Origin of the sequence: Amycolatopsis plumensis (assembly GCF_042652605.1) — a bacterium.
GTDB classification, from domain to species: Bacteria; Actinomycetota; Actinomycetes; order Mycobacteriales; family Pseudonocardiaceae; genus Amycolatopsis; species Amycolatopsis plumensis.
In genome coordinates, this window is record NZ_JBHSJY010000001.1 from 800,769 (window position 1) to 814,785 (window position 14,017).

Below are 14,017 nucleotides of genomic sequence, written 5' to 3' on the forward strand. Positions count from 1 at the left end.
CATTCACTGCGGTGGTCGCGCCGTCTGGTCCCGTACCGCGGCCCGGAACTCCTCCAGGAGCCGCCCGGCGGCCGCGGCGTCGAAGTCCCGGCGGCGAGCCCGCACGGTGACCGTGGTGGTCCCGCCGGTCGTCGCCGCCCCGAACGCCACGCCCGAGCGGCCGCTCGCCGCCGGGTAGAATGCCAGTGACCGCACGGTGTCCCCGGCGGACACCACTCCGAGGTTCGAGACGAGGAACGTCGAGCCGAGCCTGCTCGCCAGCAGCCGGGTGCCCAGCCGGGCGACGCGGCTGCTGCGGGCCGGGAAGTCCGGCTCCGGCGGCTGCGCGGCGAGCACCGCGGCGACGTCCGCGCCACGCGCCAGCCGCAGCCGGAAGAACGCGCTGTCGTGCACCGGTTCCGGCGCCGCGCCGGACCGGCGCGACGCGCCCAAGGCGGCCACAACGCGGGCGGTGCGGGCCCCGTGCGCGCGGTTCCAGCGTTCGGTGGCGTGGGCGGCGGCCGCGACGAATCCCGCGGCCCCCAGCCGCAGCCGCGGCTCGTGACCGGCCACGAAGACGTCTCCCGGGCTCTCGTGCCCACGATCCGGGGCAATCCGGCCCGGTGGCGCGAAAAGCGCCTCAGCGAGTCTCTGGAGGGCCGAAATCGCAAAGGGTTTGCCGCCCGTGCGCGCACCGATCCCCCGCGCCGCCGAGGAAACCGGGACGTCGAGCAGGATGCCGAGCAGCGAGAGCAGGCCGAGGCCGTCGAGGGCACCGTGGTGCGCGGCGACGAGCAGCACCCGTTCGACGGCGGCGACGCGGACGAGCGGCGCACCGCGTTCGTAGGGCGCGGAAGCGAAGCGGTCCCGGACGGCGGTCAAGTCATCGCATGGCTCGACTTCCGGCAGCGAGCCGAGGTGCGGGTACTGCTGGATCGCGGCCGCCAGCCGGGCGCGGAGCTTCTCCGGTTCCGGTGCGGCCGCGCCGAGTTCCGCTTCGAGGAGGATGCTCCAGGAAACGGTGGGGTCGCCGTAGAGCCCGACGACGCGGTGGGCGTGGTCGGAGGCGAGCCGGGTCACGCGTCAGCGGTCGCCGTAGAGCTTGAGCGGGAAGTCGGCAGGGTTGTACTTCACCTGCGCGTTGAGCTTCTCCTGCACCGGAGCGGCGGTGTCCGGGTCGGCCGTCGTGATGAGGGCGAAACCGCCCGCTGTCGCCGCTCCGCCGCCGATGATGACGGCGACGACCGCGCCGATGACCGTGCCCACGTGTCACTCCTTCCGCGGCGGGAGAATCCTGCCGCGGCCCAATGTACGCATCGGTAACATGCGGCACAACACTGCGACGCACAGCAACGTCAACGCTACTCCGTTCGCCAGCAACACCGGCGTCCACGAGACCGCTTTCACCGCCGGCTCACCCGGGGTCCGGTACAGCGTCAGCCAATCACCCGACCACGCCGGTGTCGCGCCGGAAAGCAACTGCGGGTCGACGTACCCCGGTGTCCCGTGCTCGACGAGGATCCAGCCGATGCCCGCGTCGGTGAGCTCCCGCGCGGAGGTCGCGGCGCGGACGTCGCCGATCCTCGGGTCCTCGCCGTCGACGCGCTCGGCACCGACCTGCAGCGTGTCGTCCATCAGCACGGGTTTCGGCAGCGCACGCGGCGCCGGGTCGAGCTGGGTCCGGTCGTCGTTCCAGGCGAACCCGCGGAACGCCGAAAGCGGCAGCACGAGCACGTCTCCCGGCCGGTCACCGAGCTTTTCGGACACTGCCTGCCAGTCGGCCGGGTACTGTGCGGTGCCGAGCCGTCCCCAGCCGCCCCACGCGAGGTCCGGCATGGTCAGCAGCGGGAAAACGGCCGCCGCCACCACCAGGGCGACTCGGCCTCGCGCGGTTTTCAGCTTCGCCGCGGCGAATTCGACGGCCAGCGCGAAGCCCAGCGCGAGCGGCAACGCCCACCACGCCACCCACTTCTGCGCGTCACGCAGCAGCCCGGCACCGGGCACGGACCGCGTCGCGGCGGTCAGCAGCGCGGTCCCGCCCGGCAAGGTCGCCAGCGAGGCCAGGAGAACCCCCAGGACGCCGAGTGCGGTCAGGGACCGGACCGGCGCCGTCCCCCAGCGTTGCGCCAGCGGCCGGAGCCCGGCGATCGCGATGGCGACGACGACGAGCGTCAGCACCGGCACCAGCGGCACGCCCCGGCTGACGGGCACGGTTTCGGCGTTCCAGATGCCCCCGAGCCCGAGCACGCTCAGCAGCGCGGGACCCCAGCTTTCGGCGCGCGCGCTGAACGCCGTGACGCCGTCCGGGTCGGAGAACGTGCCGCCGGCGTTGAGGAACGCCGGGACGAGCCAGGGCAGGTTGAGCACGAGGGCGAGCGGAACCGTCTGCCAGAGCCGCCGCGAACCGGCGGCCACGACCATGACGGCGGCCGCGAGGACACCGCCCGGCGGGGTCAGCACGGCCGGGGCACAGGCGAGCACCGATCTCGGCAGGCCACCGGGTTCGTGCGCTCGCACGGCCAGCCCGGCGAGGACGATCCACGGCAGGGCCGCGTACGTCAGCAGAAGCGGCCAATGCCCGATGAACAGCCGTTCGGCGACGTACGGCGTCCAGGCGTACGCCGTCGCCGCGACGAGCCGGGTGCCCAGGTGCTCGGTGGGGACGAGCCGTCCGGCGCCGAGTGCGGCGCAGAAGATCGCCAGGAGCAGGACGACCTTCTGGACGAGGTCGCCGGGCAGCACGGTGGTGGCGAGCGCGACGGCGGCGTCGGCGGGGACGGACCGCGGCAGCGTGCTGCCGACCCCGAAGGCGTCCGGCACGAAGTACTGCCGTGGTGCGAACACCATGTCGTAGCTCAGCACGAAGCCGCGGCCGAGCAGGGGCGCGCAGACGGCGAACGCCAGCGCGGCGGCCAGCACGGGAAGGGCCGCCCGCCTGCTCGGTGCGTTCACGGGCCTTCCTTTCCGGTGCGCGCGCGGTTATCGTCCCTGGTCATTACCCGCCGGTAATGGGAGCCCGCCGTTGAGCGTAGACACCGAAGTCCCGGCCCGGACCGGCAACCGGGTCGCGGCGATCCTCGTCTCGCTCGCGCTCGCGGGCAACAACGCGGCCAGTTACGTGCTGAGCCTGGCGGCCGCGCGGATCCTCGCGCCCGGCGCGTTCGGGGAGCTGAGCTCGCTGCTGGCGGTGCTGGTGATCGGCGTCGTCCCGGCGATGGGCCTGCAGACGGTGGTGGCCCTGCGGGTGGCGCGCTCGCCGTCGCTTGCGCACGGTTCGCTGTTCGCGCTCGGCCTGGTGACGAGCGCGATCGTCGCGACGACGGCGTTGACGCTGAGCCCGCTGCTGGTGCTCCTGCTGCACCTGGGCTCGCTGGCCCCGGCGCTGCTGGTGACGGCCGCGCTGGGGCCGTTGACGCTGCTGGGCGTGTTCCACGGTCTCCTGCAGGGCAGCCACCGGTTCGCGGTGCTCTCCGGCCTGATCGCGCTGGAGGGCGTGGGCAAGGTCGGCGGTTCCCTGGTGGGGCTGGTGGTCTCGGGGTCCCCGACCGGGGCACTCGCCGGGGCGGCGATCGGTTCGCTCGCGGTGGTCGTGGCGGGCTGGCAGCTCTGCGGCCGCCCGCGGCCCCGCTGGGCCGACCGCCACGGCGGCGAGGTCTTCCACACCGCACAGGCGATGCTCGCGCTGGTGCTGCTGGTCAACCTGGACCTGGTCCTGGCCCGCCACACGCTTCCGGCGGGCGCGGCGGGCGAGTACGCGCTGGGGGCGATCGTCACGAAGATCGCGTACTGGCTGCCGCAGGCGGTGGGCGTGCTGGTGCTGCCGCGGTTCGCGGTGTCCGACCGCCGTCGCCGGGTCCTGCCGGTGGCGCTGCTGGTGTGCGGCGGCCTGGACGCGCTGGTGCTCCTCGTGTCGCTGGTGCTCGGGCCGTCGCTGCTGGGCCTGATCGGCGGGGCGAAGTACGCGGGGAGCGCGATGCCGGTGTGGCCGTTCGCGCTGGCGGGTTCGATGCTGGCGCTGGTCCAGATCCTGCTGTACGCCCGCCTGGCGGACGGCGACCGCCGGGTGACGCTGCTGATGTGGTCGGCGGTCGGTGCCGAGGCACTGCTGATCACGACGTGGCTGCACGGGTCACCCGCCCAGGTGGTCACGGCGGCGGCCGGCACCGCGGGCGCGCTGGCCGTGGCCGGGGCGTTTCTCGAGTTCCGGCCCCGGATGCAGTGAATGACTCATTCCTGGCGTCGGACGCCAGGAATGAGTCATTCACTGCATCCGGGGCTGGCGAAGCGCGGGGTCAGGCGGTCGGCTCGGTCGGGTTTTCCTTGCGGACGAACCAGTCCACGCACGTCGCCACCGTCGCGGCCGCGGCCAGCAGGAGCGCTGCCTGCGTGACCGGGCCGTACGCCCAGTCCTGGCCGTGGCCCAGGATCCGGCCCGTCACCGACACAACCGCCGCCACTGCCATGCCGCCGAACGCCAGGTACCTCGGGGCCCGCTCCGAGAACTGGCGGGCCAGCAGGCAGGCGATCAGCAGCACCACCGGCAGCATCCCGCCCAGCGCCACCAGCAACCCGATCAGCACGACCGGTGTCCCGCCACCGCCCGCCGGGATCGTGAACCGGCGCCGTCGTGCCGGCCACGCCACGCCCACCAGCAACACCAGCACCGCCGCCGCGCCGATCAGCAGGCTCAGCCGGTAGTGCGCGTCCGGGGTGAACGACAGCGACACCACCCCGCCCGCGCCCGCCGGGACGATCCACGCCTGCTGCCAGCCGTCCACGCGGGTGCGGGTCAGCTGCTGACCGTCCAAAGTGGCCGTCCAGCCGGCGTTCGCGTTCTCGGGGACGGCCAGCACCGCCTCCGCACCCGGGCCCACCGTCACCGACCGCGACGCCGCGCCCCAGTCGTCCACCTGCACCGCGCGGTGGACCGGCGGCGCCGCGGCACCCGCCGGGCGCAGCCACAGGTCCTGGGCCACGAACGACTCCGACCGGTCCGTCCGCAGCTCGTGCCCGCCGGCCGGCAGCGCGATGCCGCCCTCGGAATCCCGGCACATCCCCAGGGACAGGGGCCGGTGCGCGGTGATGTCGGACAGCTTGCCCTGCACCGACGTCCGGTAGTCCAGCCCGTCCAGGTGGACGTTCGGCCCGGAGCCGCACGGCACCGTGAACGCCGGGTCCGGCGCGGGGAGCAGGCCGTCGCTGCCGGACAGCGTGAGGCTGCCGATGCCCACCACCGCGCGCGCCGCGGGATCGTCGTCGTCGCCCGGCAGCACGAGCTGCAGCTGGTCGGTGTCCAGTGGCTCGAAGGACGCGGACCCGCCCGCGTCGAGCTGCACGGTCCGCGTCCCCGACCGGCCCACCAGCTGCACCTGCCGCGGCGCCCGCGCCCCGCTCGACGGCGAAACCGCGATGTGCAGCCCCGAAATCCGCTTCGGTGCCGCCCACCCGAGCGTCAGCGCCGGCCGCAGGTCGGTGACGTCGGGGCGCCACGTCGTACCGGGATCGCCGTCCACCGCCGCGAACCCCGCGGCCGCCGGGTCGCCGCCCAGCTGGGACGTCGACGCCACGGTGACCCCGGGCAGCGACACCGGGTTGCGGCCACCGCCGGCCGGCAGCACCGTGCCGCCGACCAGGTACGTCTGCTCGGCCGGGGTGCTGAACAACCGCCGGATGCCGTCGGGTTCCTCGCCGTCGCGGGCCGCGGCGGCGTCGCACCGCACGGCGGCACCGAGGGGCAGGCAGGCGTACCGCGGCTGCGGGCCGCGCGTGAACGCGAACCCGGGCGCCGGCCCGGTGGGCAGGTCGGCGGGCACTTCCAGGGCCCGCTGCGGTTCGGTACCGGGGATCTGCAGCTCCGCGATGCCGACGTTGCCGTCCTGCCGCCCGACCACCAGCGACAGCAGTGTGATCCGCACCTTGCGGGTGACGCCGCCGGCCACGGAGTACTCGTGCGGCCCGGCGCCGCGGATCACCGGCTGGTCGACCGAGCCGTTGTCGGTGGTGATCCGGATCCTGGTGGCGGGCCAGCCCACCCGCAGGTCGTCCACCAGCTGCAGGTTCACCGAGGTCACCAGGCGCGGGGTGTCCAGTTCGACCTCGAGCCACTGGCCGATCGGCCCGGTGAACGACGACGAGTGCCACGCCGTGCGCGGGTCGCCGTCGATCGCCGCGAACGGCTGGTGCGAGGGATCGGACCCGCCGAAGGCGTCGGCGAACGACGCCGCGGTCGACGCGGTCACCGAGCGGATGCCCCGGTAGGCGGCCACGGTCTGGTGCTCCGGTCCGGGGAACGGGAGCAGGTCGCCCGCCGCGCGCTGCTGGCGGTAGGCCTCGCCGGCGGTCAGGGTCTGGCTGAGGTTGTCGCGGACGCCGCCGACGTTCCGCTCGGCCCGGCGCAGGCCGTCGGTCACCAGCCGCGGCCCACCCGGCGATCCGCCGTCGCCGGTGAGCACCGTCGGCGTCGCCGGGTCGAGCTGGCCGGAGTCGATCAGCGGCAGCAGGTTCTCCGGGCCACCGCTGACCGTCGGGACGTCCGTTGTGGACGTCGCGGCGGCGAGCGGCACCGGCTTGCGCACCTCGTAGACCTCGAGGGGCCCGAACTCGGCCGCCTTCGCGATGCCCGGCGAGCCGGCCAGCCCGGCCCGCAGGGTCGCGATGGGCGGGGCGGCGGTCCGCTCGCGGTCGATGTCGTTGCGCAGCAGCAGGAACCGGTACCCGGAGCGCGCGAGCAGCGCGGCGAGCCCGGGGTCGCCGCGGCCGTCGGCGAGCGCCGCGTCCACGGAGTCCATCAGCCGCGTGTTGCCTTCGGACCCCAGCGGCACCTGGTTGCGGACCGCCCACGGGCTCCGCGCGATCGCCTGCGCGGGCTCGTCGACCGTGCGGCCCCACTCGTACTCGCCGAACCCGGTGGCCGGCAGCAGCAGCGTCCGCGCGTTTGGATCCGCCTTGGCGACGTACCCCATCGCGTCGTACCAGTAGCCGGGCACCGCGTCCCAGCCCGGGCCGGAGCGCAGGTTCAGCAGCCACGCCGGCGCGGCCATCACCAGCACCAGCAGCAGGCCCAGCGCGGGCCGCAGGAACCGGCGCACGGACTTCACCGGAACCGGGACGGCGATGCCGTGCACGAACGCCAGCATCAGCGGCAGCCGCAGCACCGGCTCGAACTTGTGCACGTTGCGCAGCGGGGCGAGCGGCCCGTCGAGCAGGTGCCGGACCTGCTCGGCGAGCGGGCTGTCGAGCGAGCCGACGTAGCCGATGGTCAGCAGGGTCAGCCCGGTGACGACGCCGAGCACGAGGAACCGCCGTTCGGGCAGGCCGCGCCGGGTCAGCCCGAACAGGCCGACGCCGGCGACGAGCCCGGTGGCGAGCATCAGGACCGGGTTGTCGATCAGCGACCAGCCGCCCGGCCACCACGGCGTGCCCTGCACGACGTAGGCGACCCACTGGTTGGTCCCGCGCAGCACCTCGAACAGCGACATCGGCGCGGTGGTGTTCGTCGCGGACTCGATGTAGTCCAGGAACGGCAGGCTGTACTCGCCGAGCAGCAGCAGCGGCAGGATCCACCACAGCGTCGCCCCGACGACGAAGACGAACCACCACAGCACGAGCTCGACGTGCGCCCGCGTCCACCGGCGGGTCAGCAACCACAGTCCCGGCAGGACGAGCGCCATCACCACCATCGCGCCGTTGACGCCGCCCATGCCCAGCACGGCCAGCGCGGACAGCCCGGCGGCCCGCCGCGGCGAGCCGATCGCCCCGGCCCGCACGAGCGGCACCAGCACCCACGGCAGCAGCACCGCGGGCAGCATTTCCGCGGACAGGCCGCCGATTTCGGTCAGCATGCGCGGCGCGAGCGCGTAGCCGAGCGCGCCGACCAGCCGTGTGCGCTCGGTGCCGATCTTCATCGCCCGCGCCAGCAGCAGCGCGCCGCCGAACGCGGCCGAGAGCAGGACCGCGCCCCACAGCCGTTGCGCGATCCACGCCGGCATCCCGACGGCCTGGCACAGGGCGAAGAACGGGCCCATCGGGAACAGGTAGCCGTACGCCTGGTTCTGCAGTTCCCCCGCGGTGGCCTGGGGGTTCCACAGGTGCAGGGCGCGCCCGAGGAAGGCGAGCGGGTCGACGGCGAGGTCCAGTTTGGTGTCGAACGTCGTCTTCCCCGGCATCTGCAGGAACGACAACGTGGTCAAGGCCAGCACGATCCACGTGCTGGGCCTGCGGAAGAACGCGCCCACCGAAAACTTCCGGACGCCGCCGGAGGGCGGGGCGTCGTCCCGGGACCGTTCGCGGGTGGCGGTTACCATCCGGTAGATACTAGGCCGAAACCTGGCTACCATGTGCCGACAGTTTTGCTGGAGACACAGTTCCCGACTTCAGGCAGGTGCGCCATCTCCTTCGACGATGCCTGGGCTCTGGCCGAGCCGGTCAAGGGCTGGATGACGCGCGCCCAGGGCGAAGCGCTGTGGGACGCCGTGTGCCGCCTGGAGAAGGGCGATGTCGTCCTGGAAATCGGCAGCCACCAGGGCAGGTCCACGATCGTCCTCGGCTCGGCGGCGCGCACGGTCGGCGCCACGGTGATCGCCGTCGACCCCTTCGTGGACGGCCGCCTGTTCGGCGGATCGCCGACGCGCCGGCTGTTCGAGCGCAACATCCGCCAAGCCGGGCTGGACGACGTCGTCGAGCTCGTCGCCGGTTACAGCACGGAACTGCGCCCTGACTGGGATCGGCCCATACAGCTGCTTTACATCGACGGCAAGCACGACTACTGGACCTACACCGACGACCTGCGCTGGTCGGCACACCTGCCGCCGGGCGCGGAAATCCTGGTCCACGACTGCTTTTCCTCGATCGGCGTCACGCTCGGCACGCTCGCGAAAGTCCTCTTCGGACGGCGGTACACCTATGTGGACCGTGCCACGTCGCTGGCGCGGTTCCGGCTGGCGCCACCGTCCACGGCGGACCGCCTGCGCGTGCTGGCGCAGCTGCCGTGGTTCTTGCGCAACGTCGTCGTCAAGGTGCTGCTGCGCCTGCGGTTGCGGCCGCTCGCGCGGCTGCTCGGCCACGACAGCCCCTACGACCCCTACTGACGTCGTGAGTGGTAAAGCGGGTTAGAACCCTACTTACCACTCACGAGGGGTTTGCCGACCTCGATCCGCGCGACGCACACCGGGGCGCCCGGGCTCGACAGCTGCACGCCGATGTGGTCGAAGAGGCCGTCTACCGGCAGGTACAGCGAGTGCAGCCCGGCCTGGAACCACACCGGCGTCCGCTCGACCAGCCCTTCCCCGCCGTCACGGGTGAAGTAGTCGATCTTCAGCAGGTGCCTGCCGAGCATCGGGTTGTCGAGCGGAACGCTCACCGGCGTTTCGCCGACCGTGTACCCGCAGTCCGGCACCGGTCCCGGCAGGCCGCGGGACTCCGCGGCCACGCCGGTGATCAGGTGCGGGGTGCCGGTCGCGTCGAGCAGGTGCATCCGGTTGGTCGGCTGGTCGAAGTGCGTGCCGGGCACCAGGCCGGCGACCCGGGACGCCTGCGAGTCCGCGCCGAACCACTCGTGGACCACGTCGTTCGGCACGAAGTTGTCGTAGAAGACGAGATCCGGGTCCGCCGCGACGGCCGCGCGCACGTTCCCGAGGTACTGCCCGGAACGGTCGAACCGCATCGCCGGGGCGAGCCGGGAAAACCCGGCGACGGAACTGGCGAGCAGAAGCACGCACACGACCAGCGCGATCGGACGCTCCCGCGTGCGTCCGGATGGCTCAGTGTCGTTTGGCTGCAGGAAAGCGAAAGCACCGCAGAGGGCGGCCACGAACGCCAGTTCGGCGAGGTACCGCGGGTCGTCCCCGGCGGCCGGGCCGACTTCGCGCAGCCGCGTCGCCGCCAGCAGCCCGACGTCCACGGCGAACAGCAGCCCGAGCAGCGCCCACGCCCGCCAGGCCCGGCGGCCGCCCACGCGCACGCCGGTCACCAGCAGCGCCAGGGCCGCGGCGATCAGCAGGACCACCACCGCGAACGGCGACGGCGCCCAGGTCGCGCCCGGACCGGGCCCCGACCACGGCCCGCCGGCCAGCCCGGGCAGGAAGGTGTCGCCGAGCATCCGGCCGGTCAGGTCGGCGACGGTCCCGGCGGTCATCGGCGGCCCGCCGGGTGCCACCTGGCTCGACGTCAGCGCGAGGTAACCGGCGACGAACGCGGCGAGCAGCACCGCGTGGCCCGCCCAGTAGCGCCACCGGTCCCGGAAGGACTGTCCGAGCAGGACGGTCACCCCGGCCAGCAGCACCGGGACCACCACGGCCTTTTCGTAGAACGCGAGCCCGAAGAGCGTCCACAGGAACGTGCCGAGCCACCACCGGCCGCCGTCACGCAGGTAGCGGACGTGCCAGTACAGAGCACCGGCGGCCGCCAGGACCACCGGGACGACCTGGGAGCCGTACGCCCACCACAGCGTCGGGACCAGCAGCAACGTCGACGCCGTGAACACGGTGAACGGGACGAGGATCGCCCAGCGGCGGCCGAAGCAGCGCACCAGCAGGCACCAGAACAGCACGGTCGCCGCGGCCCGCATCAGCAGCACCGGCGCCATCATGAGCGGGAAGTTCAGCGGCGCCCACCACGTCATCACCGCCGCCAGGAAGAACCCGCCGGGCATCAGGTGCCCGTGGTAGTCCTGGAAGAGGTAGCCGAGGTCGAACGGCCCGGCGAAGGCGGCCCGGTAGGTCATGACGAAGTCGTCCTGCGCGAAGTTGCCGTGCAGCGCCGCCCAGGCGTGGAAGGCGAACGGCACCGCCCCGGCCACGAACGCGGCGAAGACCAGCGCGGACGGTCTTCGGGTCACCCGAGGCGCGGGCTTTTCGATCTCCACCAACACGGGGTTCCCTCACTTCTTGCAGGCGGGCGGCTGGCACATGAGCTTGCTCAGTGCCTGGTAGAAGACGTCGGAGATCTTGCGCGGGTCCGGCGTGGTGAAGGAGTCGCCGCCGGTCGCGGCCGAGATCTGCTTCAGCTCGCTCGAATCGATGTCCGGGCCGATGCCGATGCCGATCACCGGCAGCGGTTTCCGCGGGTCCTGCAGCCGGCCGAGCTCGGCGAGCAAGCCGGGCAGCCCGATCGAGTCGTCGTCCTCGTTGCGGCCGTCGGTGAGCACGACGACGACGTTGATCCGGCCGAGCTGCCAGCTCTGCCGGGCGTTCTGGTACGCGGCGAGGATCGAGTCGTACAGCCCGGTCGCGCCGCCGGGCTTCGGTTTCACCGCCTGCAGCGTCGCCACCCCGCCCGCGGCGAGCTGCTGGGCGATCGAGCGCATCGGCAGCAGTTCCTTGTAGTCCTTGGTGCCGTCCAGCTTGGTCGAAAACAGCCAGAGGCCGATCTCGCTGGTCGGCTTGAACAGCCCGAGCCCCTGCGTCGCGGCCTCGAGCGTCAGCGCCATCCGGCTGCGGCCGGTGCCGGGCACGGTGGCGGCCATCGAGCCGGACACGTCGAGCAGCACCTGGACGCGGGCGCTCAGGTTCGCCCCGGCCCACGACTGGAGCACGCCGTACATCGCTTCGGGCGCGGGCGGCCCGGCCGGGCGCCGGGCGGCGTCGGTGCGGGTGTCGCGCGGCCGGTCGCCGAGCAGTTGCCCGGACGGTGTCCGGAACCCGCCGTCCGCGAACGCCTTGGTGGCGGTCTGGTCGAGCAGCAGCCGCAGGAACCGCTCGGCCGCCGTGCGCGAGGCCTCCGAAGCCCGTGGCAGCACGACGTACGGGTAGTCGAAGCTCGGGACGCCGGCGGCGGGGTAGGCGGCGACGAGCTTGCGGGACAGCACCGCCTGTTCCGACGCCGGCCAAGCGGAGTACGGCTCCTTCACCGCCGAGAGCTTGCGGATCTCCTCGGTGAACGCCGCCGCCGGGTCGGGCGCGTCCTTGGTCAGTTGCTGCAGGCCGATCAGCGCGCCGATGGCGGCCGGGTCCCGGCCCGGATCGGGCAGCCCGACGGGACTCTGCGCGAGCACGTCCGCCCACGACGGCGACTTCCCCGGCCAGCCGGCTTTCTTCGCGACGTCTTCGGTCAGCGCCAGCACCACCGGCGAGCTCGCCACCGGCTGGCCGGACTCGGGGAGGTTCCACGCGCCACCGTCGCGGGCCTGCAGCAGCCAGGTGCTCGACTCCGGCACCCAGACGTCGGGGCCGTTCGCGCCATTCGCTTCGAGGGCGGTGGCGGTGGCCGTCGACGGGCCGGCGGTGACCTCCACGGCGTAGCAGTCCCGCTCCGGGACGGTCCGGGCGAGCTCGGTCAGCACCGGCGCGATGTCCGGCGCGGCCGTGAGGCGCACCGTGGTGCTCGTGTCGCAGCCGCTCCCGGCCAGCCGGTTCTTCAGGTAGTCGACCCCGGCCCACGCCAGCAGGGCGACCACCAGCAGCGCGCTCAGGACGACGACCCGTGCGTCGATCCGCCGGGCCCGCGCCGGGTGTGCCGCCAATGCACGTCCTTCCTCGTGAGGTGCTGGCAGCTTGCCAGCCGGGTGCGCGGGAAGCCAGTACCGCAAGCAGAACGTCACCGCCGGCACGTGAGCTGCCGGTGAGGAAATGGCGGGGTGCGGCCGGTTCGCGGTGCTCTCACGCGGGCGGCAGCGCGCGGCACAGCGCGTCGAGGGCCGCCGAGTAAGCGTGTTCGGGCGGGGCCGCATAGCCGACGACCAAGCCGTCCATTGTGGACATCGTGCTGCCCGGGTGCCGGAAGGCGGCCAGCCCGTCGAGCGCCAGTCCTTGCCAGGCCGCCGCCTTCAGCGCGGTGCTTTCGGTGCCCGGCGGGAGGCGGAGCACGGCGTGCAGCCCCGCGGCGATGCCGGTCGGCTTCACGTGCGGTGCCCGTTCGGCGAGCGCCGTGACGAGCCGGTCGCGCCGGCGGCGGTAGCGCTGGCGCATCCGGCGGATGTGCCGGTCGTACCCGCCCGAAGCCAGGAATTCGGCCAGGGTGAGCTGGTCGAGCACGCCCGCCCACGCCTCGCGCTCGCCCTTCACGGCGAGCACGGAATCGACGAGGTGCCCGGGCAGCACCAGCCAGCCGAGGCGCACCGCGGGCGAGAGGCTCTTGCTCACCGAACCGGCGTAGACGACGTGCTCCGGGTCGAGGCCCTGGACCGCGCCGACGGGCTTGCGGTCGTAGCGGAACTCGCCGTCGTAGTCGTCCTCGATGAGCACCCCGCCGGTCGCGCGGACGTGGCCGACGACCGCGGTGCGGCGGTCGTGGTGCAGCGGGCCGCCGGTCGGGAATTGGTGGGCGGGTGTCAGCAGCACCGCGGGGACGTCGAGGTCATCGACGCGTGCGCCGTGTTCGTCCAGGGCCAATGGGATGGTGCGCACGCCGGCGGCGGCGAAGATCGAGCGGTGGAACGCGAGACCGTAGGACTCGACGGCGAGCGGTCCCGGCAGCACGGCCGGGAACAGCAGCCGCAGGGCGTGGGCGAACCCCGAGCACACGACGATCCGCTCCGGGGACGTCCGCACGCCACGGGCCCGCGCGAGGTACTGGGCCAGTGCTTCCCGCAGTTCCGGGCGGCCGCGCGGATCGCCGGGGCCGAAGGCGTCGTGCGGAGCCACGTTCAGCGCCCGCCGCGCGGCGGCGAGCCACTCGGTGCGCGGGAACGACGTCGCGTCCGGCTGTCCTTGCCGGAGGTTGTACGCCGGTTTCGGCGCTCCTGGCGCCTTTTTCGGGGTGCGGATCGGCTTCAGCGGTTCGGCGCGCTCGGCGACGCGGGTGCCGGAACCCTGGACGGCGGTGAGCCAGCCTTCGGCGACCAGCTCGGCGTAGGCGTCGGCGACGGTGTTGCGGGCCAGCCCGAGGTCCGCGGCCAGCGACCGGTAGGGCGGCAGGCGGGTGCCCGGGGCGAGCCGGCCGGCCCGGACGGCGTCCCGCAGGGCGGCGATGAGCGCGGCCCGCTTGCCGCCGGTGCCCGGCAGCTCCAGGTGCAGGTCGGCGCCGAGCCGCTCCCCCGAATTGACCCACTCTTTCGCCACGGAAATGCACCCTACACGTGGTTCAAATCGCCCCTAGATTTCTG

The 14,017-nt window shown here is 73.4% G+C and carries 9 protein-coding genes; 2 read left to right on the forward strand and 7 right to left on the reverse strand.

Going from position 1 to position 14,017, the window contains the following annotated elements; genetic code table 11:
- Positions 1–3 precede the first annotated feature (3 nt).
- From ACFPLC_RS03880 to ACFPLC_RS03890, 3 genes are read right to left on the reverse strand one after another with little or no spacing between them, the layout of a single operon-like run.
- On the reverse strand, positions 4–1,059 hold the full coding sequence (locus tag ACFPLC_RS03880; protein ID WP_378189380.1) for a hypothetical protein: 1,056 nt from the start codon (positions 1,057–1,059) through the stop codon (positions 4–6).
- 3 nt (positions 1,060–1,062) lie between these two features.
- On the reverse strand, positions 1,063–1,245 hold the full coding sequence (locus ACFPLC_RS03885) for a hypothetical protein (RefSeq protein WP_191313991.1): 183 nt from the start codon (positions 1,243–1,245) through the stop codon (positions 1,063–1,065).
- A 3-nt stretch (positions 1,246–1,248) separates the two neighbouring features.
- Positions 1,249–2,931 (reverse strand): MmpA family trehalose lipid delivery protein, encoded by a 1,683-nt coding sequence (locus ACFPLC_RS03890; RefSeq protein WP_378189378.1) that lies wholly within the window; start codon positions 2,929–2,931, stop codon positions 1,249–1,251.
- A 70-nt stretch (positions 2,932–3,001) separates the two neighbouring features.
- Here ACFPLC_RS03890 and ACFPLC_RS03895 point away from each other — a divergent pair, with 70 nt between their 5' ends.
- Positions 3,002–4,201 (forward strand): lipopolysaccharide biosynthesis protein, encoded by a 1,200-nt coding sequence (locus ACFPLC_RS03895; protein WP_378189377.1) that lies wholly within the window; start codon positions 3,002–3,004, stop codon positions 4,199–4,201.
- Positions 4,202–4,271: 70 nt separating this feature from the next.
- Here the strand turns inward: ACFPLC_RS03895 and ACFPLC_RS03900 are convergent, their stop codons facing one another.
- The gene (locus ACFPLC_RS03900) at positions 4,272–8,282 is read right to left on the reverse strand and encodes an alpha-(1->3)-arabinofuranosyltransferase domain-containing protein (protein ID WP_378207359.1); all 4,011 of its coding nucleotides are present in this window, start codon (positions 8,280–8,282) and stop codon (positions 4,272–4,274) included.
- A gap of 45 nt (positions 8,283–8,327) precedes the next feature.
- Here ACFPLC_RS03900 and ACFPLC_RS03905 point away from each other — a divergent pair, with 45 nt between their 5' ends.
- Positions 8,328–9,065, forward strand: a complete 738-nt coding sequence (locus ACFPLC_RS03905) for a class I SAM-dependent methyltransferase (protein WP_378207356.1) — start codon at positions 8,328–8,330, stop codon at positions 9,063–9,065.
- Between the two features lie 29 nt (positions 9,066–9,094).
- Here the strand turns inward: ACFPLC_RS03905 and ACFPLC_RS03910 are convergent, their stop codons facing one another.
- The 3 genes from ACFPLC_RS03910 to pdxR form a co-directional block, all read right to left on the reverse strand.
- Entirely contained in the window at positions 9,095–10,843 is a 1,749-nt protein-coding gene (locus ACFPLC_RS03910) for a hypothetical protein (protein ID WP_378207353.1), read from the reverse strand.
- Positions 10,844–10,855: 12 nt separating this feature from the next.
- Entirely contained in the window at positions 10,856–12,436 is a 1,581-nt protein-coding gene (locus ACFPLC_RS03915; RefSeq protein WP_378207351.1) for a substrate-binding and VWA domain-containing protein, read from the reverse strand.
- A gap of 136 nt (positions 12,437–12,572) precedes the next feature.
- Positions 12,573–13,973 carry a MocR-like pyridoxine biosynthesis transcription factor PdxR gene (pdxR, locus tag ACFPLC_RS03920; protein ID WP_378207348.1) on the reverse strand — a complete coding sequence of 467 codons (1,401 nt, stop codon included), beginning with the start codon at positions 13,971–13,973 and terminating at the stop codon, positions 12,573–12,575.
- Positions 13,974–14,017: the final 44 nt, after the last annotated feature.